The following is a 21,731-nucleotide window of genomic DNA, read 5'->3' as shown; positions in this document are numbered from 1 at the left end:
GGGTCGAACCACAGCACCTGCGAAGGTGAGCCAGTTGCCCGAGACGCCGCTGACCAACCGTCCCAAGATGCACACGGGCGTTCCCTCCTCACTGACCACCACGCAACGGTGGGTCCTGCGCGGCATCGCCGTCGCCGACGCCCCCTGCGGCCTGTGGTTCCTCGAAGCGGTGGCCACATGCACCGGCACCGCACCGGACGAGCCGGTCGACGCGACGGTGGAGGAGCTGATCTCGCGCGGGTTCCTCGTCGACACCGCCGCCGGGCTGCGGCTGGCCTCGATCGCGCTGCGCGACGACGTCCTGCGGGACACCCCGCCGTCGGTACGCCAGGCGTTGCGCGAGGCGGCGGCCGAGGTGCTCGCCGACGCCGGGCGCCCGGCCCAGGCGGCCCGGCAGCTCCTCCGGGTGCTCCCGGCGGTGAGCCGGTCCGCCCGGGCGCTCGCCGCGCGGCTGGCGGGCGACCCGGCGGTCGGCCCGAGCCTCGCCGCGGATCTGCTGCTCGCCACCCCCGCGCCCGGCCCGGCCGACGAGCGCCTGGCCCGGCTGGTCGACGTGGCCGACAACCTCTATCTGGCCGGCCGGGTGGACGAGACGCTGCGGATGCTGCACCGGGAGGTCGCCGCCGACCGGTACGGGCCACGGCAGCGGGCGATGCTGCTCGGGCGGCTCGGGGCCTACTACGCGACGCAGCGTCCCTCGCTGTCCCTGACGTACCTCGGGCAGGCGCTCAACCAGGAGCTGGACGCCGCCGGGCGGAGCTGGACGCTCACCATGCTGGCGTCGCTGGCGGCCCGGTTCGGGCACCCGGACGCCGCCGAGCTGGTGGCGGCGGCGGAGCGGGCCCACGAACGCAGCCCCTCCCCCGGCGGCGGTATCCGCCTGGCCCTGGCGCACGCGTCCCGGGCCACCGCGGCCGGCGATCTGCCCCGCGCCGCGCGGATCCTGCGGGAGGTGGACGCGGGCGAGCCCACCGCCCGCACCCAGGCGGTCTTCCTGCGCGTCGACCGGGTGGCGAACCAGATCGCGCTCGGCCGGTACGTCGACGCGGCGACCGCGCTCGACAGCGTCTCCGCGGAGATCGACACGCTCGGCACGGTGGGGCAGCCGCTGGTGACCGCGTTGGACTGCGTCCTGCGGCTGACCACCGGTGAGCTGGCCGAGGCCGAGGTCCGGGCCCGGCTCGCGTTGACCGAACGCGGTGGCGCCCTGCCGGCGCAGGCGCGGGTGGACCTGCTCGCCACGGTCGTCGAGGTGCTGCTGCGCCGGGGTGAGGTGGCCGCGGCCCGGGATCTGCTGGCCGACGAACGTCCCGCGGTGGGCTGGCCCGACGACATGCAGTGGTTCCGGCTCGGCTGCGCCGCCGCGGGCGATCCGGAACCGGGCCGGCACGCCGCGCTCCTGGAGGCCGCCTTCGCCATGCCGGACCGCTCGGCGGCTCCCCTGCTGCTGGTGCCGCACCACGGCCCGCGACTGGTTCGCGCGGCGCTGGCGCTCGGCGACCGGCAGCGGGCCGGGATCCTCGCCGACCACCTGAAGCGGGCCGCCGGCATGACCAACAACGCGCTCTGGCGCGGGGTGGCGCACCAGGCCGACGGGCTGCTGACCGGCGATCCGGCGGCGCTGCGCGCGGCGGTACGGCTGCTCCGCACCACCTCCGCCCGGCCGGCCCTGGCCGACGCGCTGCACGACCTGGCGCGGTCGCCCGGGCTGCCACCGACCGAGACGTTCGACCTGCTGGCCGAGGCCGACGCGATGTACACCCGGATGGGTGCCGGCGGGACACGGGAGCACGACGGCCCGGCGGGCGACGAGGTCTGCCGTCCGGCCGTGGCCGCGCTGACGCCCGCCGAGGTACGGGTGGCCGAACTGCTCGCGGTCGGCATGACGAAGCAGGAGGCGGCCCGGGACCTGTTCGTCTCGTTCCACACCGTCGACACCCACCTGCGCTCGATCTACGCGAAGCTCGGCGTCCACAACCGGGTGGAGCTGGCGCTGGTCTGGGAGTCGCGGGACGAAGGCTGAGCGCGGACGCCACGACCCTGTGGCGTCCGCGCTCAGCACCACGTCCTCAGTGCCGTTGCAGCGGGCTCTTCGTCTTCGGAAGCGCCTCGACCAGCTCGCGCGGCACGTTGATCGTGTCGGCGACCACCTCCGGCGGGATGTTCGCCAGCCACTGCGCGAGCGACACGTCCTCGAACTTCGCGGTCCGGAACAGCTCCAGGTAGACGAAGGGCTTGTCGCCGATGTTCTCGATGTAGTGGCCCATCGAGATCGGCACGTAGCCGACGTCGCCGGTCTCCATGTTGTAGGTACGGGCCGTGGCGTGGTTGGCGAAGACGCCCATCCGCCCCTTGCCCGAGATGACGTACTGCATCTCCGCGCCGTTGGGATGCCAGTGCAGTTCCCGCATCGCGCCGGGCTCGATCTCCACCAGCGCGGCGGTGGTGGTGACCGCCGCCGCGAAGTTGCTCGAGTCGGCGATCCGTACGCTGCCGCCCTCGAACTTCTCCGGCGTCTGGGCGAGCAGGCTGTGCTTGAACGTGCGGGGCACGTCGCCGGTCGGACTGAAGACCCGGTCCTCGGCCAGCGGCGGCGGCACCTGCCCCGGGAAGATGTACCGCTCGGACTCCGCCGGGAAGTTCGCCATCTGCTGCATGGTCCAGCCGAAGTTCTTGGCGATGACCTCCCGCGGCACGTGCGCGAAGAAGTCGGTCACCTGGAACGTCCCGTCCTCGGAGTAGCACCCGTCGTCGAAGACGAGCAGGAACTCGACGCCCTCCTCGAACGCCTGGATGTGGTGCGGAATGCCGGCCGGGAAATACCAGAGGTCACCCGCCTTGACGTCCTCCAGGAAGTTGCGCCCCTCCTGGTCCACCGCGGCGATCCGGCAACTGCCGGACAGGATGAAGGCCCATTCGGACTGGATGTGCCAGTGCAGTTCCCGGTAGGCGCCGGGATCGAGCTTCATGTTCACGATTGCCAGGTCGTGGGCGATCGGCAGCAGGCGGTTCGTGACCTCCCGGGTCCAGCCGCCGCTCTCCCGGCGGGTGTGCGCCAGCGAGAACGGGAACACCAGGTTCGGCATGAGGCCGTGGTCGGTCGACGGCGGGTTCACCAGGTCCGGGTGGGTGTCGTCGATCGCCGGGTTGCGCGGGACCGTACCGACCATCGCGGTGTCCTTCGGCGGATTCTTGCCGACGGGGTCAGTGGATCTGGGCATGACGGATGTCCTTCCGGGTGAGGGCCGCCGACTCGGCGGCCCGGGACGGGACGAACAACGCCCGCAGGTGTTCCGGGCTCTGAAAGGCCACCGCGAGCGGAATCGCGACACAGAGGAACAGCGACGCCGCGATGCTCCAGATCGGAGCATCAGTGGCGACTCCGGCGACAGCCAGGGCCGCGATCGAATAGAACGTGACGCGGATTCTGGCGACGGGGAGCACGAACATGCGCTCGGCCTCCTTCGGCTTCGAGTCTCGCCGTCGAGACGCAATTGCGATGCTGCCGAATCGGATCCCCCCGGTGAATAACGCGATCGCGCCATTCACCGGAACGGACGGGAAACCCTTTTCCCGGCACTTCCGCGCATCGCGCGCCCCACCGGTTTCGCGGGTGCGACCAGGGGTAGGGAGGGCGATGTCCAACAACGCGGAGGATCGCTGGCGGGTGGGGGAATACGACTTCCACGTACCGTTTCTGGCACTTGCGCTCGCCACCGGCCTCGCCGGTGTTGTCGACGCATTCTCGTTCCTCAAGTACAAGGTGTTCGTGGGTATTCAGACCGGCAATGTGGCGTTCGTCGGAATGGGTGCCGCCGATCACTTTCCGCCCTGGCCGGCCGCGGTGGCGTCGCTTGTCGCGTTCGGCCTCGGCGGCCTGCTCGGCGCCGGCATCCGCCGCCTGCGCCCGGCCGGCCCGCTCACCCCGCCGGGCATGGAACTGCTCGCCATGCTGGCGCTGCTCGTGCTCTGGGGCCTGGTGGACCGCTCCCTCGACTCGGGGCGCGACTCGCTGACCGAGCGCACGATCCTGACCGCGCTGCTGGCGTTCCCGGTCGGCATCCTCGGCGGGTTGATCGTCCGCACGTTCGGCGTGCAGACCGCCACGTCGTACCAGACCGGCACCGTGCTGCGCACCACGAAGGGCATCGCCGACTGGGTGTTCGAACCGGAGGGCCGCAGCGCGGCCGGGCGGCTCGCCGCGACCGGCCTGCTCTGCCTGGTCAGCTACGCGATCGGCGGGTTCGTCGGCGCGGCCACCGAGACCCGCCCGATCTGGACGATGATCGTCACCTGGGCCCTGGCAGTGGTGCTGATCGCGCTCACCTGGGGCAAGCGCCCGCCGGCGACGGCGACCCGGCGCCGCTGACGCGGACCGGCGTCACCCGGCCTCGCGGCGGGCCTTGGCGCGGCGTTTGCCCTCGTGCATCGCCTGGACCCGGGCCACCGGGATGGTCCGCCCCTGCTCGACCAGCTCCGCCGGCAGGCGCTGCGGCGCGGGCAGCGCCTCCGCCCACGGATCCCGGTCGCCCAGCAGCGCGGGCACGGTCCGCACGGTGAAGTCGGCCGGGCTCGCGCTCTCCAGGTCGGCCCAGCCCACCGGGTACGACACCGGGGCGCCGGGCCGGATCCGAGGGCTGTAGGCTGCCACCACAGTCGCCCCGTACGCCCGGGTGGAGTCGACGAAGACGCGGCCGCCGCGGTCGGCGACGACGAACGCGGTGGTCGCGGCCGCCGGGTCGAGCCGTTCGGTACGGGCGGCGAGCGCCCGGGTCGCCGCGGCGGCCTCCTCGGCCGTGGTGGCCGGGTCGACCGGCACGATCACGTGCAGCCCCTTCGCCCCGCTCGTCTTCACCGCGCCGGCCAGCCCGGCGTCGGCGAGCGCCTGCCGCACCAGCAGCGCGACCCGCACCACGGCGCCGAACGCGTCCCCCTCCGGCGGGTCCAGGTCGAGCACCAGGTGGGTCGGATGCTCGGGCTGCCCGGCGCGGGCGAGCGTCGGGTGGTACTCCACCGCCCGCTGGTTGGCGAACCAGAGCAGCGTCCGCCGGTCGTCGCAGAGGGCGTACGAGATCCGCCGGTGCGACGCCTCCGCCCAGACCTCGGTGCGGCGCACCCAGTCGGGCGTGTACTTCGGCAGGTTCTTCTGCATGAACGGCTCCTGGCCGGGCCGCACCCGCAGCACCGACAGCGGCCGGTCGCGCAGTTCCGGCAGGATCCGGTCGCTCATCGCGTCGAGGTAGTCGACCAGGTCGCGTTTGGTCGCCCCGGCGCCGTCGAACAGCGGCTGGTCGAGGTTGGTCAGCGACACTCCGGCCCGGGTCTCGTCGGCGGCACCCATCGGACCACCATCCCGGGCCGGGCCCGGCTCGGCAACCCCGACACGGTGCCCGGCGCGCCTCGCCGGCCCGCACCTGCGACGATCGGGGCGTGGGTGAGGCAGAGTCGGACGAGTGCGGGGCCGGCGCGGCCGGGCAGGCCAGCGCGTGCACCGTGCGGGAGGCGCTGGACCGGGTCGGCGGCAAGTGGGCCATCGGCATCCTGATCGCCGCCTCGGCCGGGCCGGTCCGCTTCACCGAGCTGGAGCGCCGGGTGGAGGGGATCAGCCGCCGGATGCTCACGCTGACGTTGCGCAACCTGGAGCGCGACGGGCTGCTGGACCGGCACGTGCATCCCACGGTGCCGCCGAAGGTGGAGTACACCGCGACGCCGATGGCCCAGGAACTGTACGAGTCGCTGGTGGCGCTGACCAGCTGGGCGGAGCGGCACCGGGAGGCGATCAGCACGGCGCGGGCCGAGTACGACCGGCGGCGCGGCGGCCCACCGGCCTGACCTGCGGAAACAGGCCGTTGTGGTGAACGCCACGCGGTGGATCTGACCGATCGGTCAGCACCTGACCGATCGGTCAGGCATGCTGGAGGACATGGCGCGACCCACCACCGCCACCCACGACGAGCTGCTGGCCGCGGCCGCTCGCCGGTTCGCCGTCACCGGGTACAAGGGCACCTCTCTCCAGGACATCGCCCGCGACGTGGGCTGCTCCAAGGCGACGGTGCTCTACCACTTCGCCAGCAAGGACGCCCTGCTCTGCGAGCTGATGGCCCCGGCCATCACCGTGCTGGAGGAGCTGGACGCCCGGATCGCGGCGCACACCGGCGCAGAGGCCCAGCGCGTCGCCGCGGACGGCTTCGTCGACCTGGCGGTCCGCTTCCGCCGGGAGATCGCCCTGCTCCGGGGAGAGTTCCCCGACCTGCTCCAGCAGCCCGCGTTCGCCCACATCCAGCAGATCTCCGAACGGCTCGTCGCCGCGTTCGCCGGCTTCTCCGACCGTCCGGAGGCACGCGTCGCGGCGCTCGTCGTGCTCGCCGGCATCGCCGAGACCTGCGGCGAGTTCCTGGACATCCCCGACGAACAGTTGCGACCCGCACTGCTCGCCGTGGCGTACCGCGCGCTCGAAGTCACCACCTGATCCGTTCCTGCGAGGACAAGGAAGGTCCATGGCGACCCTGCTGTACCGGCTCGGCCGGGCATCCCTGCGCCGGCGGCGACTCGTCGCCGTCGTCTGGCTCGTCGTACTCGTCGGCCTCGGCCTGGCCGCGGCCACGCTGCGGGGCCCGACGGCGAGCAACTTCACCATGCCGGGCACCGAGTCGCAGAAGGCGATCGACCTGCTCGCCGACCGCTTCCCGGCGGCCAGCGGCGCCACCGGCACGATCGCAATCAAGGCGCCACAGGACGGCGCCCTGACCACGCCCGCCGGTCAGGCGGTGGTCAAGCAGGTCACGCAGGAGGCGGCCACGCTGCCCGGCGTGATCGGCGCGGTCGACCCGTACCAGGCGCAGGCGCTCACCCCGGACGGCCGGTACGCGCTGATCCAGGTGCAGTTCGCCGGCGGTGCCGACGACGTCACCGACGAGCAGCGCGACGCGTACGAGAAGGTCGGCGCGCAGGCCGAGGCGCAGGGCTGGCAGATCGCCCCCGGCGGTGAGGTGCTCAACGCCGAGCCGGAGGTCGGCTCGACCGAGGCGATCGGCGTGCTGGTCGCGGCGATCGTCCTGGTGATCACGTTCGGCTCGCTCGTGGCTGCCGGCATGACCATGCTGAACGCGCTGATCGGCGTGGGTGTCGGCATGGCCGGTCTGTTCGCGCTCAGCGGTGCGGTCGAGCTGACCAGCACCGCGCCGATCCTGGCGCTGATGCTCGGCCTCGCGGTCGGCATCGACTACTCGCTGTTCATCACCTCCCGGCACCGGCAGAACCTGCTCGACGGGCTCTCCCCGGAGGAGGCGGTCGGCCGGGCGGTCGGCACCGCCGGCTCGGCAGTGGTCTTCGCCGGCGCCACCGTGGTGGTGGCGCTCGCCGGCCTGGCCGTGGTGGGCATCCCGTTCCTGACCGTGATGGGCCTGGCCGCGGCCGGCACCGTCACGATCGCCGTGCTGGTGGCGATCACGCTGGCCCCGGCGCTGCTCGGCTTCGCCGGCCACAAGGTGCTGCCGCGCAAGCTGCGTGACCGGAAGGCGGTCGAGGACCCGGCCACCGGCTCCGAGGACCGCTCCGGCTTCGGCTTCCGCTGGGCGCGGTGGGTGACCAAGCTGCGCATCCCGGTGATCCTGGTCGGGCTGCTCGGCCTCGGCCTGCTCGCGATCCCGGCCCAGGACATGCGCCTGGCGCTGCCGGACGCCTCCGCCGCCGCCGAGGGCACTCCGGCCCGGGTCAGCAGCGACCTGATCCGGGAGGGCTTCGGCCCCGGCTTCACCGGCCGGCTCGCGGTCGTGGTGACCGCCGACTCGCCGCAGGACACCCAGGCCGCCATCCCGCAGGTGACCGCGCTGGTGCAGAAGACCGACGGGGTGCTGGCGGTGGCGCCGCCGCAGGTCGACCCGTCGGGGCGTACCGCGCTGATCGGGGTGATCCCGAAGACCGGGCCGACCGACGAGGCCACCGAGACCGTGGTGCACGACATCCGCAAGCAGGTCTCGGGCATCCAGAACGCCGACGTGCTGCTCACCGGCGTCACAGCGGTCGGCATCGACGTGTCGGAGAAGCTCTCCGACGCGCTGCCGGTCTACCTGCTGCTGGTGGTGGGCCTGTCGATCCTGCTGCTGATGCTGGTGTTCCGGTCGATCCTGGTGCCGGTCAAGGCGGCGCTGGGCTTCCTGCTCACCGTGGCGGCCACGTTCGGCATCACCGTCGCGGTGTTCCAGCAGGGCCACCTGGCCGACCTGGTCGGCCTGGACACGCCGGCCCCGCTGGTCAGCTTCCTGCCGATCCTGCTCATCGGCATCCTGTTCGGCCTGGCCATGGACTACGAGGTCTTCCTGGTCTCCCGGATGCGCGAGGACTTCGTGCACGGCGACACCGCACAGCAGGCCACCATCAACGGCATGGGGCACGGCGCCCGGGTGGTCACCGCCGCCGCGCTCATCATGATCTCGGTGTTCGGCGGCTTCGTGTTCCTGGAGGACCCGATCATCAAGTCGATGGGCTTCGCGCTCGCGATCGGTGTCGCCATCGACGCGTTCGTGGTCCGGATGACGATCGTGCCGGCGGTGATGTCGCTGCTGAACAACGCCGCCTGGTGGCTGCCGCGCTGGCTGAACAAGATCCTGCCCAACGTGGACGTCGAGGGTGAGGGCCTGCGCGCCCACCTCGCCGAGAAGCAGCACGCGAACGTGTGATCGGCACGGGTGGGGCCCCGCGGGGCCCCACCCGTCACACACCCGCCGGATACGTCTCCATCTCGCCGGGTGTGACGCACGCCGGCAGCGGGTGCAGCGCCGTCGTCTCGTCGCACCAGATGAACGCGTCGTAGCGCTCACCCAGCCGGGTCGGCACGTAGTTGCCCCAGGACTCGAAGCTCGGGTCGTACACCACCCCGATGGCCCGGTGGTCCGCCTCGCCGGTCACCCACTCCGGCTGGTCGTCGCCGCCGAAGACCAGCACCGCCCGCTCCGGCATCAGCTCGTGCAGCCGGTGTTCCACCGAACCCTCCCGGGCCGGCGGCACCACCATCGTCTCGGCCGGTGAGCCCCAGCGCGGCGCGGCCACCACGCTGCCGCGCCAGCTGCCGAAGCCGATCAGCGCCACCGCGTCCCGGCCGTGCCGTTCCCGGCCGAGCTGTCCGATGTTGACCATGCCGTCCGCCGCCATGTCGGTGGCCCGGGCGTCGCCGACGTGCGTGTTGTGCGCCCACACGATGCCCCGCGAGCCGGGACCGTACCGGTCGAGCAGCCGGTCGAGCGTGTCGGCCATGTGGACGTCGCGGACGTTCCACGACTCGGGACCGCCGCCGACCATGGCCCGGTAGTACCGTTCCGCGCCGGCCACCACCTCCGCGTTCTGCCAGGCCGAGAAGCGGTCCGGGCCGTCCGCGGCGGCCTGTTCCCGGGTACGCGCCAGCAGCCGGACCACCTCCTCCTCGCACCGGGCGGAGACGAACCGGCTGGCCATCCCGTACTCCTCGGGCCGCTTGCCGTACGGCTCGAAGCAGCGGTACGCCTCCTGGGCCGCCTCAAGCGAGGCCGGGTCCTCCTCACCGAGGTAATCGAAGATGGCCTGCATCGACTCCCAGAGGGAATACACGTCCAGCCCGTGGAAGCCGGCCCGCTCCCCCTCGGGGCGTTCCAGGTTCCACGCCCGCAGCCAGCGGCAGAAGCGGGCCACCTCGGCGTTCGCCCACATCCAGGTAGGCCAGCGTTCGAACCGTTCCAGCGCGACGAGCGGATCGGCGAGACCGCCGGGCGCGCCCACCACCGACCGGTGCACCCGGTCGCAGTCCGGCCAGTCCCCCTCCACCGCCACGAAGTCGAACCCCTGCTCGGCGATGAGCCGCCGGGTCAACTGTTCCCGCAGCCGGTAGTAGTCGTAGCTGCCGTGCGTCGCCTCGCCGATCATCACCACCCGGGCGTCCCGCACGCGGTCCAGCAAGGGGTCGAAGTCGCTCGGCGCGCCGAGCCGCTGTACCAGCATGTCCGCGGCTACCCGGGGCCCGCCGGGACAAACCGCCGCCGCGTCCCGGCGGCGGGCATGCCGCCGGGCGCAGCGGGTAGCCGGGCGGCATGACCGTCACCGGCGCGCAGTTGCAGGAGTTCCTGGCCGGGCTGGACTACCCGGTCTCCCGGGAGGACCTGGTCCGCTGGGGCCAGGAGAACGGCGCCAGCACCGAGACGCTCCAGCGGCTGCGCACACTGCCGGCCGAGGAGTTCGACACCCCGGCCGAACTGGTCGAGGCGCTCGTCACGCTCGCCGGTTGAGCGGCGCGTGCAGCAGCCGGAACAGCACCAGCCACTGTTCCGGCCAGACCAGCCCGACCGGGGTGTCCGGCGCGATCCGCGCGGCCCGCAACGCGCCGTCGACCCGCGGCCGGGGATGGCCCGCGCGCAGCGAGGCCGCGAGCGAGCCGCCGACTCCGCCGAAGCCCAGCTCCACCATCCGCCGGTACGCGGGCAGCGCGGCCGGCGCCACGAGTGGCGTCGTCCGGCGTTCCAGCCGCAGGATGCCCCCGTCCACGCCCGGCACCGGCCGGAACGCGGTCCGGGGCACTCGCCCGGCCAGCCGCCAGTGGTACTCGGGCCAGGTGAGCACGGTGAGCCGGCTCCACCGGCCGTGGTCGCCGGTGCGCTTGCGGGCGTAGTCGAGCTGGGTGAGCAGCGTCGCGGTACGCAACCCTGGTGCGGCCAGGCACCACCTGACCACCGCCGCGGTGAGCGACCAGGGGATGTTGCCCGCCACCGAGAACGGGCCGGCGGACGGGGACGCGGTCAGGAAGTCGGCCGCCCGTACCTCGACGTTCGGCAGCGGAGCGCAGGCCGCTGTCAGCTCGGGCAGCACGGCCGGGTCTACCTCATACGCGATCAGCCGCCCGCACCGCGCGGCGAGCGGCCGGGTCAGCCGGCCGCGACCGGCGCCGACCTCCAGCAGCAGGTCGTCCGGGCCGGGCCGGACCGCGCGGACCATCCGCGCGACGGCGGCCGGGTCGGCGAGGAAGTTCTGGGAAAGTACGCGACGGGACCGGTCGCGTGCGGTGTTTCGGCGGGGCGCCACGGGTTCGTCCTGTCTGTCGCCGGACGGCGACGGGTACGGACCGCTGCGCGGGTGTCCCCCGCCGTCGAGGCGGCGTGGGGCGGATCGGGCGGGCGGTCCGAGCGGATCGGGACTCGGACGACCCTGGGGAATGGCCGGGACGCGGCGCATGCCGGAGACAGCCACCTCGGCGAGGTGGTGTGGACGAACCACGGGTACCGCCACCTCGGCGAGGTGGCACGACCGGCGCCCCTCGGGGCAGGTCGGGAACCGGCGGTCAGGTCAGACGCGGGCGGCGTACCGGCCGGCCAGGGCCGGGCGCCGGAACCGCGGACGGGCGTCCAGGAGGAGCCCACACGCGGCCGGCGCGACGGCCACACGGATCAGGGCATGCGTGAACATGCCGCCACGCTAACGACCGGGTCGGGCCCGGGCGACCGGTTTTCTACAGGTCGACTGTGCGTCCCTGCGCCCGGGCGGTCTGCGCGGCGTCCAGCACCGCCACCACCTCGCGGCCGAACCGCACGTCGCAGCGGTGGTCGCGGGTGCCGGCGTCGACCTCCTCCAGCAACTGGTCGAGCGCCGCGCCGAACGCCTGGAGCGCGCTGCCGTCGCCGGGCGGCACCGTCTCGGTGCCGTTCTCGCCGAAGAAGACGAAGTCCCGGGTGACCGCCTCGGACGGCGCGTCCAGGGTGAGCGAGAGCGAGCTGGTCGCGCCGCCGTCGTGGGTGAGCAGCAGGTGCACCAGGCCGCTCGGGCCGTCCATCGCGGCGACCCGGGTGACCCGGCCGAGCACCGGCAGGATCAGCGACAACGCGTGCGGGCCGATGTCCCAGAGCGCGCCGCGCTCCCGCCGCCAGCCCGAGTCGCCGTACGGGTTCCCCGGCTGGAAGATCGACGCGAACATGGTGGCGCGGGCGTGCTGCCAGCCGCCGGCCGCCGCGGTCGCGGCGAGGAAGCCGGTGACGTTCGGGTGGAAGCGCTGGGTGAAGAAGACCACCGAGGCCACCCCGGACGCCTGCGCCGCGGCGACCACCCGGTCGGCGTCGGCGAGGTCGAGCGCCAGCGGCTTGTCCAGCAGCAGGTGCCGCCCGGCGGTGGCGGCCCGGACGGCGATGTCGGCCTGCACGTCCGGCGGGAGCGCCACGGCGACCGCGTCGCAGGCGTCGATGAGCGCGTCGACGTCGGTGAAGGCCGGCACGCCGTGCCGGGTGGCCAGTTCCTCCGCCTTCGCGGGGTTGCGCCCCCACACGCCGGCGAGCCGGGCCCGCGGGTGCGCCTCGATGGCCGCGGCGTGCGTCTGCGCCGCCCAGTAACCCGTGCCGAACAACCCGAACCGCACCCCGGCCCCCTGCCGTCGACGTCCGCCACCGGCGTACGCCGGGACCGTGATCCACGCTAGTCCCCCGGCCCGTCCGGCGCGCCACGACCCGGCGGGCGAGCCGCTACTACACCGGTTAGTAGGCTGTGCCGGTGAACGACACCGTGTCGACGACCAGCGCGGCAGCAGCCTCTCCGGTGGACGGGCCGCTCGCCACGGTCGCGATCGTGATCTCGCTGGCGGTCGCCGTCTGGGCCCTGGTGGCGGCGGTACGCCACCGGCCGCCGGACCGGATCCAGTTCATCGGCCTGGCCGTGCTGGAGGTGGCGCTGCTCGCGCTCACCGTGACGGCGCTCGTCGCGCTCGGCGGCGGGGACCGGCCGGGCGAGCCGGGCGCGTTCTTCGGCTACCTGGCGACGCTGGTCTGCCTGCCGCCGCTGGCCTGGGTGCTGGCCCGGATGGAGCCGACCCGCTGGGGCTCGGGCATCGTCTGCGCGATCTGTCTGGTCACGCCCGTGGTGGCGGTACGGCTCCAGCAGACCTGGGAGGCCCTCGGTGGCTGAGACCACGACCGAGCAGCGCGCCACCAACCGCGGGCCGGGCCGATTGCTGATCGCCGTCTACATCGTCTTCGCCATCGCCGCGACCTCGCGGGCCGGGTTGCAGATCGCCACGAAGTTCGACGAGGCGCCGGTGGCGTACCTGCTGTCCGCGGTGGCGGCGCTGATCTACATCGTGGCGGCGGTCGGGCTGGCCCGGGCCGGGCACGCCGGCCGCCGCGTCGCGCTGGCCTGCTGCGCCGTCGAACTGGTCGGGGTGCTCGGCGTCGGCGTGCTGAGCATCGCCGACAAGGAGCTGTTCCCGGACGAGACGGTCTGGTCCGGCTTCGGCAGCGGCTACGGCTACGTACCGCTGGTGCTGCCGGTGCTCGGCCTGTTCTGGCTCTGGCGCACCCGGCGCGACCCCGCCTGAGCGGGCCCGCGCCGGGTCGGGCCGGTCAGTCCTTCGGACCGCCGGCGACGTAGATGACCTGGCCGGAGACGAAGGACGCGCCCTCGCTGGCCAGGAACGAGATGGTGTGCGCGACGTCCTCCGGACGGCCGGGACGGCGTACCGGGATCTCGGCGGCGGCGTGCTTCTGCAGGTCGTCGAAGTCGACCTTCATCCGCGCCGCGGTGGCGGCGGTCATGTCGGTGACGATGAAGCCCGGCGCGACCGCGTTGACTGTGACACCGAACGGGCCCAGCTCGATCGCCAGCGTCTTGGTGAAGCCCTGGAGGCCGGCCTTGGCGGCCGAGTAGTTCGCCTGGCCCCGGTTGCCGAGCGCGGACGTGCTGGACAGGTTGACGATCCGGCCCCACTTCGCCTCGACCATGTGCTTCTGCGCGGCCTGGCTGAACAGGAACGCCCCGCGCAGGTGCACGCCCATGACCGTGTCCCAGTCGCCCTCGGTCATCTTGAACAGCAGGTTGTCGCGCAGCACGCCCGCGTTGTTGACGAGCACGGTCGGTGCGCCCAGTTCGGCGGCGATCCGTTCCACGGCGGCCTCGACCTGGTCCCGGTCGGACACGTCGGCGCCGACGCCGAGCGCCCGGCCGCCGGCCGAGCCGATGGCGTCCACCGTCTCCTTGGTGGCGGACTCGTCGATGTCGACCACGGCTACGGCCATGCCGTCGGCCGCCAGCCGGCGGGCGGTCGCGGCCCCGATGCCGCGCGCGGCTCCGGTGACGATGGCGACGCGGGGCTCCTCCGACATGCTTACCTCCCGGTAACTTGTGGCTCGATCGAAGGAGCTTAACCCGCCGGTACGCCTCCCCTACCGCTCGTGGCCCCGGCAGAGCCGGATCCACCGGTAGCCGTAGCCGCCGAGCTTGAGCCGGTCGAGCTTGCCCACGTCCTCGTAGTTGCGGTCGCTCAGCACGTCGATCGGCAGGTCCGCCTCCGGGGCCAGCGTGCTCAGGTCCACCTCGACGTCCTCGGTGCCGAGGTTGTGCAGGAAGACCATGGTCCCGGTACGCCCGTCGGCGCGGTGCGCGAGCACGCCCGGCGGCATCGGCACGTCGATGTGGGTGGTGCTGCCCGAGCCGGTCTCCGGCGCCTCCCGCAGCGTCCGGATCATCCGCTCGAACCAGCCGAGCAGCGAGCGCGGGTCCTTGCGCTGGGCGGTGACGTTGACGTTCTGATAGCCGTACTCGCCCTTGTCGATAACCGGGCGGACCAGCTTCTCCGGCTCGGCGGTGGAGAAGCCGGCGTTGTCGGCGTAGGACCACTGCATCGGCGTGCGGATCGCGTCACGCCCGTCCAGCGACAGGTCCTCCCCCATGCCGATCTCCTCGCCGTAGCGCAGCACCGGCGTGCCGCGCAGCGAGAACTGCAACGAGTACGCCAGCTCGATGTGCCGGCGGTCGTTGCCGAGCATGGGCGCCAGACGACGGCGGATGCCCCGGCCGTAGAGCTGCATGTTCTCGTCCGGGCCGAACTTCGCCAGCACGTCGTTGCGCTGGTCGGCGGTGAGCCGGGACAGGTCGATCTCGTCGTGGTTGCGCAGGAACGTGGCCCACTGGCCGCCGGTGGGCAGCTTCGGGGTGTCGCGCAACGCCTCGATGATCACCTCCGGGTCCTGCCGGGCCAGGGCGAGCATCAGCCGGCCGTTGAGCATGAAGTCGAAGAGCATGTGGATCCGGTTGCCCGAGCCGCTGCCGTCGCCGAAGTAGACCGGCAGCTCGTCGGGCTCGACGTTCGCCTCGGCCAGCAGGACCGAGTCGCCGCGCCGCCACTGCACGTGCTGGCGCAGGTCGGTGAGGAAGTCGAAGTCCTTCGGCGAGTTCGGGTTGCCCGGCTCGGTGCGCTCGATGATGAACGGCACCGCGTCCATCCGGAAACCGGAGACGCCGAGCTGGAGCCAGAACGAGGTGATCTTCTTGATCTCCGCGCGGACCTTCGGGTTCTCGATGTTCAGGTCCGGCTGGAACTTGTAGAAGCGGTGGTAGTACCAGGCCTTGGCGGTCCGGTCGTACGTCCACGTCTCGTGCTGCTCGCCCGGGAAGACCATGCCCTGGTGGCGGTCGTCCGGCTCGTGGTCGGCCCAGACGTACCAGTCCCGGTACGGCGAGTCGGGCGAGGAGCGGGCGGACTGGAACCACGGGTGCTGGTCCGAGGTGTGGTTGACCACCAGGTCGATGATCACCCGGATGCCCCGGTTGCTCGCCTGGTGCAGCAGTTCGGCGAAGTCGCCGAGCGTGCCCAGGCGCGGGTCGACGTTGTAGAAGTCGGTGGCGTCGTACCCGTCGTCCTCGTTGGGCGAGGGATGGATCGGGTTCAGCCACAGGCACGTCACCCCGAGCCGGGCCAGGTAGTCCAGGCGTCCGATCACGCCCTGGAAGTCACCCACCCCGTCGCCGTTCGAGTCAGCGAAAGTGTCGACGTCGAGGCAGTAGACGACCGCCTCCTGATACCACCTGTCACCCATGCGAGGACTACTTCTCCGAACGCGCGCGCCGTCAAACCCGGTACTGTGCTCCGATGAGCGAGGCTGACGACTGGTCCGCCGGCACCTGGCTGAACCCGCCGGAGCGGGCCGAACCGGTCGACGGCGGCCTGCTCGTCGAGCCGCGCGGCGGCAGCGACTTCTGGCGGCGCACCAGCTACGGCTTCGTGCACGACGACGGCTCGGCGCTGCTCGCGCCGTTCGGCGTGGACAGCGCCGTGGAGGTGTCGTTCCGGCTCGACTACTCGGAGCAGTTCGATCAGGCCGGCGTGCTGGTGCGGGTGGACGAGCGGCGGTGGACCAAGGCCGGGGTCGAGGTGAGCGACGGCGCTCCGCAGGTGGGCGCGGTGGTCACCGACGAGTTCTCCGACTGGTCGGTCGCGCCGGTGCCGCAGTGGTCGGGCCGGGAGGTGACGGTCCGGGTGAGCCGGGCCGGCGACGCGCTGACCGTGCGGGCCCGGTGCGACGACGAGCCGTGGCGGCTGGTCCGCGTCGCCCCGCTCGACCCGTCGGCGGAGGCGTCGGCCGGGCCGTACTGCTGCTCGCCCAGCCGGGGCGGCCTGCGCGTCCGCTTCACCGGCTGGCGGCGGGGGCCGGCGGACGCGGCGCTGCACCCGGAGGGCTGAGTCACAGGTGTGACACCGGCCGGTCCGGGTAACAGTTCCGGATCTCCGGCTCTCGCGTGGAAGGACCGCCATGGCCCTGGCCCAGGACGTCGACCCGAACCAGTTCACCGGGCTGACCGGCTGGGTGGCGAGCGTGATCGACTCGCTCGGCGCGGTCGGTGTGGCGTTCCTGGTGGCGTTGGAGAGCATCATCCCGCCGATCCCGAGCGAGATCGTGCTGGCGATGGCCGGCTACCTGTCCGCCGAAGGCCGGTTCAACGTGGTGCTGATCGTGGTCGCCGCGACTGTCGGCTCGCTGGTCGGCGCGCTGGTGCTCTACTGGCTCGGCGCGGCGCTCGGCGAGGAGCGGCTCAAGCGCTGGCTGGACCACATCCCGCTGGTCGACCTGGAGGACCTGGAGAAGGCCGACCGCTGGTTCGAGCGGCACGGCCGGTGGGCGGTGCTGATCGGCCGGGTGGTGCCGGTGGTGCGCAGCCTGGTCTCCATCCCGGCCGGGGCGAACCGGATGCCGCTGGGCGAGTTCGTCCTGCTCACCACGCTCGGCAGCGGGGTGTGGAACGCCCTGATCGTCGGCGCCGGGTTCGCCCTCGGGTCGCGGTGGGAGGACGTCGACAGGTACAGCCAGTGGTTCAACTACGCGATCTTCGCCGTGTTCGGTTTCATGATCGTGAGCTGGGCGGTGAAGAAGGTGCGCCGGCGGCGCGCCCGGCAGTCGGTGACCACCGGGCGCTGACCGCCGTGCGGGCTCAGAAGCCCGCGGTGATGCCGGTGAACTCCCAGGTGTTCTGCGCGATGCCGGAGCAGTTGGCGACCACGCCGCCGCCGGGGCAGGGCCGGTCCCGGTTGACCGACCAGAACGTGAACCGGGCCAGGCCGCGGGCCTTGGCCCAGTCGCGGATCTGCGTCCAGGTGGCCGGCGAGGTCAGCTCCTGCTGGTCGGAGAGGCCGTTCATGCCGGACAGGCCCATGTGCGCGTACGCGGTGGCGTCGGACCAGCCGAACGCGCTCTTCAGCGCGGTCTTCAGACCCTCGGCCGCGTTCACGGTGCTCTGGTACATGTTCGCGCCGCCGCCGAAGTCGAACGGCATGATCGTGAACACGTCGATCCCGGCGCCCTTGGCCGCGGCCTGGTTGATCAGCCGGGTGCCGTAGTACGACGGCCCGGTGGTCGAGGTGCCGAACGTGATGATCGTCTTGATGCCCGGGTTGTTCTGCTTGACGATCTTCAGGGCGTCCAGGATGCGGTCCTGCACCACCTCGTTCTCGAACTCGTCGCTGTTCTCGATGTCGATGTCGATCGCCTTCAGCCCGTACGCGTTGATGACCTGCTGGTACGCGCCGGCCAGGGCGGCGGCGGTCGAGCAGTTCGGGCCGAGCTTGTTGCCGCTCCAGCCGCCGAAGGACGGGATGACGTCGCCGCCGGCCGCCTTGATCGCGGCGATGGTGGCGGCGTGCGTGCCGCCGGTCAGCGGGCCGTTGCCGTCCCAGGCCGGGGTGCAGCCGCCGCCGGAGAGCACGAACGCGATGGTGAACCACTTGATCCCGGTCGCGCCCATCACCGTGGCGGGCGCGGGCGGGTCGCCCCAGCCCGGGTAGAGGTAGGGCGCGGCGGCCATCGCGCCACCGCCGCCACCGGTGCAGCCGCTGGTGGTGGCCGCGACCGCCGCCGACTTCGCCGACTCGCCGGTGCCGTTGTACGCGGTCACCGTGTAGTTGTGCCCGCTGCACGCGGCCAGCCCGGAGACGGTGGCCGACGTGCCGGTGACTGTGGCCTTGACGGTCGTGCCCTCGTACACCCGGTAGCCGGTGACGGTGCCGGAGACCGCGTTCCAGGCGAGCGAGACCGCCGACGCGGTCGTGCCGGTGACCCGCAGCCCGCCCGGCGTGGCCGGTGCGCCCGGGTTGCCGGGGTTGCCGCCACCGGTGCAGGAGGCGCCGTTGACAGTGCAGTTCACCGGGTCGCCGGTGCCGCTGACGACGAAGCCGAAGCTGGTGCTGGCGCCCGGGGCGAGCGCGCCGTTCCAGGACTGGTTGACGGCGGTGACGTGCTGGCCGGAGGTGGTCAGCCGGGCGTCCCAGAAGGAGCCGAGCGTGCTGCCGGACGGCAGGTCGAACTGGACGTTCCACGAGGAGATCGCGGCGGCGCTGTCGTTGGTGACGGTGAACCGTGCCTCGTACCCGCTGCTCCAGCTGGAGGTGCGGACGAAGGCGGCGGTGGCGGCGGAGGCGGGCGGCGCGGCGAGCAGGGCACCGGCGACCACTGCGGTGGTCAGCGCGGCGGCGAGCGTCGCCAGGCGGGGGCGGAGTCTCACGGCGTCCTCCAGGGGACGGGCGGGGGTGGAGAGGAATTCACAACCGTCGACGTGCGCCTATTATTAGGAGTGTTAACTGTTTCTGTCCAGCACGGGTTCGACGCGACCCGGACCGGGGGTCCGGGCCGCGCCCCGGCCGCGCCTCAGCGGCGGAAGGTGAACCAGTTGACGTTGACGAAGTCGGACGGCTGGCCGCTGCTGAACGTCAGGTAGACGGTGTGCCGCCCGGTCACCGCGCCGACGTTGCCCGGCACCGAGCGCCAGGTCTGCCAGCCGCCGGTGTTGCCGACCGCGAAACTGCCGATCGGCGGCGCGGTCGGGCTGTCCACCCGGACCTCCACCAGCCCGCTCACCCCGGACGCCGCGCCGGAGGCGACCCGGGCCACGAAGTCGCGCGGCGGCGTCGAGCCGAAGTCGACGTTGTCGTAGCGGGCCCAGTCACCGTTGGCGAGCCAGCCGATGTCCTGGCCACCCTCGGCGCACGTCTCCACCTGCACGCCGTTCTGCGCGTTGAACGACTCGGCCTGGATCGTCGCGTACGCGTCCCGCACCCCGCCCGGCGGCGGCGTGGTCGGCGTGGGCGACGGGTTGCTCCCGCCACCGCGGGTGTAGACGGCCACGTAGTCGACGAGCATCGACCGGCCGGGCACGGTCGATGCGGTGGGGGTCGCCGAGCCGGCCACGCCGTCCGGGAATCCGCCGCCCATCGCCACGTTGAGCAGCAGGAAGTAGCCGGCGTGGTTGGTCATCTGACTCCAGTACGGCTCACCGACCTGGTTCTGCCCGACGGTGTGGAAGAGCTGGCCGTCGACGTACCAGCGCAGCTGCTGCGGGCTCACCGAGGCGTCCCACTCGAACCGGTAGGTGTGGAACGCCGACTGGCAGGTGCTGCCCGGGCAGGCCCGGGACGCGCCGATGCCGTTGAACTCCCCGCACGGGCCGCCCGGCGCGACGCCGCAGTGCAGCACGCCCCAGACCGAGTTGATCCCGTTGACGTTCTCCATCACGTCGAACTCGCCGATGCCCGGCCAGTTCTGGTAGTTGCCCCGGTACGGCGAGCCGAGCGCCCAGAACGCCGGCCAGTACCCGGACGCCGCCGCGCCTGTCACGTTCGGCATCTGGATCCGGCCCTCCAGGGCCAGCACGCCGCCCGACGGCGCCTTGAAGTTGGAACGCACCGTCTCGATCCGGGCCGAGGTCCAGCGGCCGGCCGAGTCCCGCAGCGGCGTGATGCGCAGGTTGCCCGAGCCGTCGTGGGCCAGGTTGGCGGTGCTGGACGTGTAGGTCTGGATCTCGCCGGTGCCCCAGTTGGCCGGGCCGCCCGGGTAGCTGGTGCCGGTGTCGATGATCCAGTTGGCGGACGAGGGCAGCGTGCCGGAGGGGCCGGTGAAGTCGTCGCTCCACACCAGGCTCCAGCCGGACGGCGTCGGGGGCACCGCCGCCTGGGCGGTCATCGAGACGCCCGCGAGGGCTGTGGTGAGCGCGAGGACGCCGGCGGCCAGGGCGAGCCGGCGGCGTGATCGGGGCACGGTGGCGGAGGCGGCCGGGGCCGCCGGGATCGGGTTCATTCGGGGTGCCTCTCTGCGGGGACGGGTCCGGGAGAGCGCTCTCTGAGGCGATTTCTACGCGCCCGCCCCCGCACTTGTCAACGCTTGTCGATGGCCGCCGCCGGCTGCGGCCGGCGCAGCACCACCTGCTCCAGCGCCGTCCACGCCGTGGTGGTGACCAGATAGAGCACCGCCGCCAGCGGCACCACGAGCGCGACGAGCACAGTGGCGTACGGCAGCAGCGGCAGCAGCCGCCCGAGCACCGCCGCGCCCGGACCCTCGGTCGGCGTCCCGGCCACCGTGCCGGTGGCGGCCGCCGCCCGGCGCATCCGCCGCGACGACCACCAGGCCAGCGCGAGCAGCGCGGCCAGCAGCACCCCGAACACCAGCGGGACCGGGCCGGCCAGCCCGTCGCCGAGGTGCCAGCCCAGAGGTACGCCCGCGAGCCGCTCCCCCAGCAGTTCCGGCGCGCCGTCGCCGGTGGCGAACAGGCGGTACATGACCAGGAAGAACGGCGCCTGCAACAGGGCCGGCAGGCAGCCCGCGACCGGGCTGGCCCCGGCGTTGCGGTAGAGCGCGAACACCTCGCTCTGGAGGCGTGCCGGATCGTCGGCGTACCGGCGCTGGAGTTCCCGTACCTCGGGGGCGAGCGCGGTGCGACGCCGCTCCCCGCGGACCTGAGCCACCGTCAGTGGCGAGATCAGCAGCCGGACGCCGACCGTGAACAGGACGATGGCGGCGGCCGTCGCGGCGCCGCCGGTGAGCGGGGCGAGCACGTCGGCGAGCCAGGTGACGACTGTGGCCGCGGCCGAGGCCGCGGAGTGCAACGGTGCGAAGGCGAGCATGGGTGGACCCCTCGACGGCGATTCCGGGTGTCCCGGGCGGCGACGTGCCGCGCGGCGGGACGGATGACGACGGAATCGGCCGCGAAGCCTGGACGGAGACCCGCCGACGCGGGCCGGGAGGTGGCTACGCGGCCGAGGGGTGCAGGCCGGGTGCGCGGGGGCGCGGACGCCCCGGCGCGTCCGGGTCGACCTGCCGGGGCACCCCGCGACGGCGGGCGCGGGCACGCAAAGCGGCGGCGAACCGGGTGCCGGGCGGCGTGGGCAGGGCGCGGACCCGCAGCGCGAGCAGGGTGGCGAGCAGCAGCGCGGCGACGACCGCCGCACCGGCGAGCAGCCCGGCCGGCCGGTCGGCGAACAGGGCGAGGGCGTAGGCCCACGCTCCCGTCAGCACCGCCAGCATCCCCGCCACGCGACCACCCTAGCCCGCGTTGTCACGCCCGGCGGGCCCATGTGCGAACGCGCCCGGCCGACCCGATCGGGCGAACCGGTGCCGACACGCCCGTCGGCACGTTTCCCGAAACGGACACGGTGGGTAACAGGATCTCGACCACGCGGCACGGTGCCGTGAGCG

21 protein-coding genes and 1 pseudogene are annotated in these 21,731 nt (G+C 72.9%); 10 read left to right on the top strand and 12 right to left on the bottom strand.

Annotated features, from left to right (window positions below):
- Positions 1-25: 25 nt before the first annotated feature.
- Positions 26-2,023 carry a LuxR C-terminal-related transcriptional regulator gene (locus ACN27C_RS13750; protein ID WP_422751300.1) on the top strand — a complete coding sequence of 666 codons (1,998 nt, stop codon included), beginning with the start codon at positions 26-28 and terminating at the stop codon, positions 2,021-2,023.
- Between the two features lie 46 nt (positions 2,024-2,069).
- Here ACN27C_RS13750 and ACN27C_RS13745 read toward each other — a convergent pair whose 3' ends face one another.
- The gene (locus ACN27C_RS13745; RefSeq protein WP_233585546.1) at positions 2,070-3,221 is read right to left on the bottom strand and encodes a cupin domain-containing protein; all 1,152 of its coding nucleotides are present in this window, start codon (positions 3,219-3,221) and stop codon (positions 2,070-2,072) included.
- The gene (locus ACN27C_RS13740) at positions 3,205-3,645 is read right to left on the bottom strand and encodes a hypothetical protein (protein ID WP_422751299.1); all 441 of its coding nucleotides are present in this window, start codon (positions 3,643-3,645) and stop codon (positions 3,205-3,207) included. The genes ACN27C_RS13745 and ACN27C_RS13740 overlap by 17 nt, the downstream gene beginning before the upstream one ends.
- Here ACN27C_RS13740 and ACN27C_RS13735 point away from each other — a divergent pair.
- Positions 3,638-4,369 (top strand): DUF1275 family protein, encoded by a 732-nt coding sequence (locus ACN27C_RS13735; RefSeq protein WP_091422508.1) that lies wholly within the window; start codon positions 3,638-3,640, stop codon positions 4,367-4,369. The genes ACN27C_RS13740 and ACN27C_RS13735 overlap by 8 nt on opposite strands.
- 12 nt (positions 4,370-4,381) lie before the next feature.
- Here the strand turns inward: ACN27C_RS13735 and ligD are convergent, their stop codons facing one another.
- Positions 4,382-5,341, bottom strand: a complete 960-nt coding sequence (ligD, locus tag ACN27C_RS13730) for a non-homologous end-joining DNA ligase (RefSeq protein ID WP_357896759.1) — start codon at positions 5,339-5,341, stop codon at positions 4,382-4,384.
- Positions 5,342-5,430: 89 nt separating this feature from the next.
- On the opposite strand from ligD, the gene ACN27C_RS13725 reads away from it, so the two are divergent.
- The 3 genes from ACN27C_RS13725 (at position 5,431) to ACN27C_RS13715 (ending at position 8,678) form a co-directional block, all read left to right on the top strand.
- Entirely contained in the window at positions 5,431-5,832 is a 402-nt protein-coding gene (locus ACN27C_RS13725; protein ID WP_422751298.1) for a winged helix-turn-helix transcriptional regulator, read from the top strand.
- 91 nt (positions 5,833-5,923) lie between these two features.
- Positions 5,924-6,469, top strand: coding sequence for a TetR/AcrR family transcriptional regulator (locus ACN27C_RS13720; protein ID WP_120574154.1), 546 nt, complete (start codon positions 5,924-5,926; stop codon positions 6,467-6,469).
- Between the two features lie 28 nt (positions 6,470-6,497).
- Positions 6,498-8,678: an MMPL family transporter gene (locus ACN27C_RS13715; protein WP_422751297.1), complete on the top strand. Its 2,181-nt coding sequence runs from the start codon at positions 6,498-6,500 to the stop codon at positions 8,676-8,678.
- Between the two features lie 34 nt (positions 8,679-8,712).
- Here the strand turns inward: ACN27C_RS13715 and ACN27C_RS13710 are convergent, their stop codons facing one another.
- Positions 8,713-9,969 carry an erythromycin esterase family protein gene (locus ACN27C_RS13710; RefSeq protein WP_422751296.1) on the bottom strand — a complete coding sequence of 419 codons (1,257 nt, stop codon included), beginning with the start codon at positions 9,967-9,969 and terminating at the stop codon, positions 8,713-8,715.
- A gap of 89 nt (positions 9,970-10,058) precedes the next feature.
- Here ACN27C_RS13710 and ACN27C_RS13705 point away from each other — a divergent pair, with 89 nt between their 5' ends.
- Entirely contained in the window at positions 10,059-10,253 is a 195-nt protein-coding gene (locus ACN27C_RS13705; RefSeq protein WP_091422483.1) for a DUF2795 domain-containing protein, read from the top strand.
- Here ACN27C_RS13705 and erm read toward each other — a convergent pair.
- The gene (gene erm, locus ACN27C_RS13700) at positions 10,237-11,043 is read right to left on the bottom strand and encodes an ErmE/ErmH/ErmO/ErmR family 23S rRNA (adenine(2058)-N(6))-methyltransferase (protein ID WP_358176253.1); all 807 of its coding nucleotides are present in this window, start codon (positions 11,041-11,043) and stop codon (positions 10,237-10,239) included. The genes ACN27C_RS13705 and erm overlap by 17 nt on opposite strands.
- Before the next feature lie 424 nt (positions 11,044-11,467).
- Entirely contained in the window at positions 11,468-12,364 is an 897-nt protein-coding gene (locus tag ACN27C_RS13695) for a Gfo/Idh/MocA family protein (RefSeq protein ID WP_422751295.1), read from the bottom strand.
- A gap of 131 nt (positions 12,365-12,495) precedes the next feature.
- On the opposite strand from ACN27C_RS13695, the gene ACN27C_RS13690 reads away from it, so the two are divergent.
- Both ACN27C_RS13690 and ACN27C_RS13685 read left to right on the top strand, forming a co-directional pair.
- A complete protein-coding gene (locus tag ACN27C_RS13690) occupies positions 12,496-12,906 on the top strand; it encodes a hypothetical protein (RefSeq protein WP_121683832.1) in 411 nt (136 codons plus the stop codon).
- Positions 12,899-13,368: pseudogene (locus ACN27C_RS13685) on the top strand (hypothetical protein). Before ACN27C_RS13690 ends, ACN27C_RS13685 begins: the two are co-directional and overlap by 8 nt.
- Here ACN27C_RS13685 and fabG read toward each other — a convergent pair.
- A complete protein-coding gene (fabG, locus tag ACN27C_RS13680; RefSeq protein ID WP_422751294.1) occupies positions 13,341-14,099 on the bottom strand; it encodes a 3-oxoacyl-ACP reductase FabG in 759 nt (252 codons plus the stop codon). The pseudogene ACN27C_RS13685 and the gene fabG sit on opposite strands and share 28 nt — an antisense overlap.
- A gap of 60 nt (positions 14,100-14,159) precedes the next feature.
- On the bottom strand, positions 14,160-15,812 hold the full coding sequence (locus ACN27C_RS13675; RefSeq protein ID WP_422751293.1) for an alpha-amylase family protein: 1,653 nt from the start codon (positions 15,810-15,812) through the stop codon (positions 14,160-14,162).
- Positions 15,813-15,865: 53 nt separating this feature from the next.
- On the opposite strand from ACN27C_RS13675, the gene ACN27C_RS13670 reads away from it, so the two are divergent.
- On the top strand, positions 15,866-16,456 hold the full coding sequence (locus tag ACN27C_RS13670; protein WP_422751292.1) for a DUF1349 domain-containing protein: 591 nt from the start codon (positions 15,866-15,868) through the stop codon (positions 16,454-16,456).
- 70 nt (positions 16,457-16,526) lie between these two features.
- The gene (locus ACN27C_RS13665; RefSeq protein WP_422751291.1) at positions 16,527-17,189 is read left to right on the top strand and encodes a DedA family protein; all 663 of its coding nucleotides are present in this window, start codon (positions 16,527-16,529) and stop codon (positions 17,187-17,189) included.
- A 13-nt stretch (positions 17,190-17,202) separates the two neighbouring features.
- Here the strand turns inward: ACN27C_RS13665 and ACN27C_RS13660 are convergent, their stop codons facing one another.
- The 4 genes from ACN27C_RS13660 to ACN27C_RS13645 all read right to left on the bottom strand — a co-directional run bounded on the left by ACN27C_RS13660 (position 17,203) and on the right by ACN27C_RS13645 (position 21,560).
- Positions 17,203-18,768 carry a cellulose binding domain-containing protein gene (locus ACN27C_RS13660; protein WP_422751290.1) on the bottom strand — a complete coding sequence of 522 codons (1,566 nt, stop codon included), beginning with the start codon at positions 18,766-18,768 and terminating at the stop codon, positions 17,203-17,205.
- A 143-nt stretch (positions 18,769-18,911) separates the two neighbouring features.
- Positions 18,912-20,336, bottom strand: coding sequence for a carbohydrate-binding protein (locus ACN27C_RS13655; protein ID WP_357896748.1), 1,425 nt, complete (start codon positions 20,334-20,336; stop codon positions 18,912-18,914).
- Between the two features lie 77 nt (positions 20,337-20,413).
- Positions 20,414-21,160 (bottom strand): YidC/Oxa1 family membrane protein insertase, encoded by a 747-nt coding sequence (locus ACN27C_RS13650; protein ID WP_120573316.1) that lies wholly within the window; start codon positions 21,158-21,160, stop codon positions 20,414-20,416.
- 124 nt (positions 21,161-21,284) lie between these two features.
- A complete protein-coding gene (locus tag ACN27C_RS13645; protein ID WP_091422448.1) occupies positions 21,285-21,560 on the bottom strand; it encodes a DUF6412 domain-containing protein in 276 nt (91 codons plus the stop codon).
- Positions 21,561-21,731: the final 171 nt, after the last annotated feature.

It is taken from the genome of Micromonospora sp. WMMD1219 (assembly GCF_049315215.1).
GTDB classification, from domain to species: Bacteria; Actinomycetota; Actinomycetes; order Mycobacteriales; family Micromonosporaceae; genus Micromonospora; species Micromonospora tulbaghiae.
Note: the sequence above shows the minus strand (reverse complement) of the source record. Positions and strands in the feature narration are given on the sequence as shown.

Bases quoted from the DNA above. Each gene is read 5' to 3' on its own strand.
- ligD (WP_357896759.1), bottom strand. From the start codon at position 5,341: ATGGGTGCCGCCGACGAGACCCGGGCCGGAGTGTCGCTGACCAACCTC.
- ACN27C_RS13715 (WP_422751297.1), top strand. From the start codon at position 6,498: ATGGCGACCCTGCTGTACCGGCTCGGCCGGGCATCCCTGCGCCGGCGG.
- ACN27C_RS13650 (WP_120573316.1), bottom strand. From the start codon at position 21,160: ATGCTCGCCTTCGCACCGTTGCACTCCGCGGCCTCGGCCGCGGCCACA.
- ACN27C_RS13675 (WP_422751293.1), bottom strand. From the start codon at position 15,812: ATGGGTGACAGGTGGTATCAGGAGGCGGTCGTCTACTGCCTCGACGTC.
- ACN27C_RS13670 (WP_422751292.1), top strand. From the start codon at position 15,866: ATGAGCGAGGCTGACGACTGGTCCGCCGGCACCTGGCTGAACCCGCCG.
- ACN27C_RS13735 (WP_091422508.1), top strand. From the start codon at position 3,638: ATGTCCAACAACGCGGAGGATCGCTGGCGGGTGGGGGAATACGACTTC.
- ACN27C_RS13655 (WP_357896748.1), bottom strand. From the start codon at position 20,336: ATGAACCCGATCCCGGCGGCCCCGGCCGCCTCCGCCACCGTGCCCCGA.
- ACN27C_RS13665 (WP_422751291.1), top strand. From the start codon at position 16,527: ATGGCCCTGGCCCAGGACGTCGACCCGAACCAGTTCACCGGGCTGACC.
- ACN27C_RS13720 (WP_120574154.1), top strand. From the start codon at position 5,924: ATGGCGCGACCCACCACCGCCACCCACGACGAGCTGCTGGCCGCGGCC.
- ACN27C_RS13745 (WP_233585546.1), bottom strand. From the start codon at position 3,221: ATGCCCAGATCCACTGACCCCGTCGGCAAGAATCCGCCGAAGGACACC.
- ACN27C_RS13705 (WP_091422483.1), top strand. From the start codon at position 10,059: ATGACCGTCACCGGCGCGCAGTTGCAGGAGTTCCTGGCCGGGCTGGAC.
- ACN27C_RS13645 (WP_091422448.1), bottom strand. From the start codon at position 21,560: ATGCTGGCGGTGCTGACGGGAGCGTGGGCCTACGCCCTCGCCCTGTTC.
- fabG (WP_422751294.1), bottom strand. From the start codon at position 14,099: ATGTCGGAGGAGCCCCGCGTCGCCATCGTCACCGGAGCCGCGCGCGGC.
- ACN27C_RS13710 (WP_422751296.1), bottom strand. From the start codon at position 9,969: ATGCTGGTACAGCGGCTCGGCGCGCCGAGCGACTTCGACCCCTTGCTG.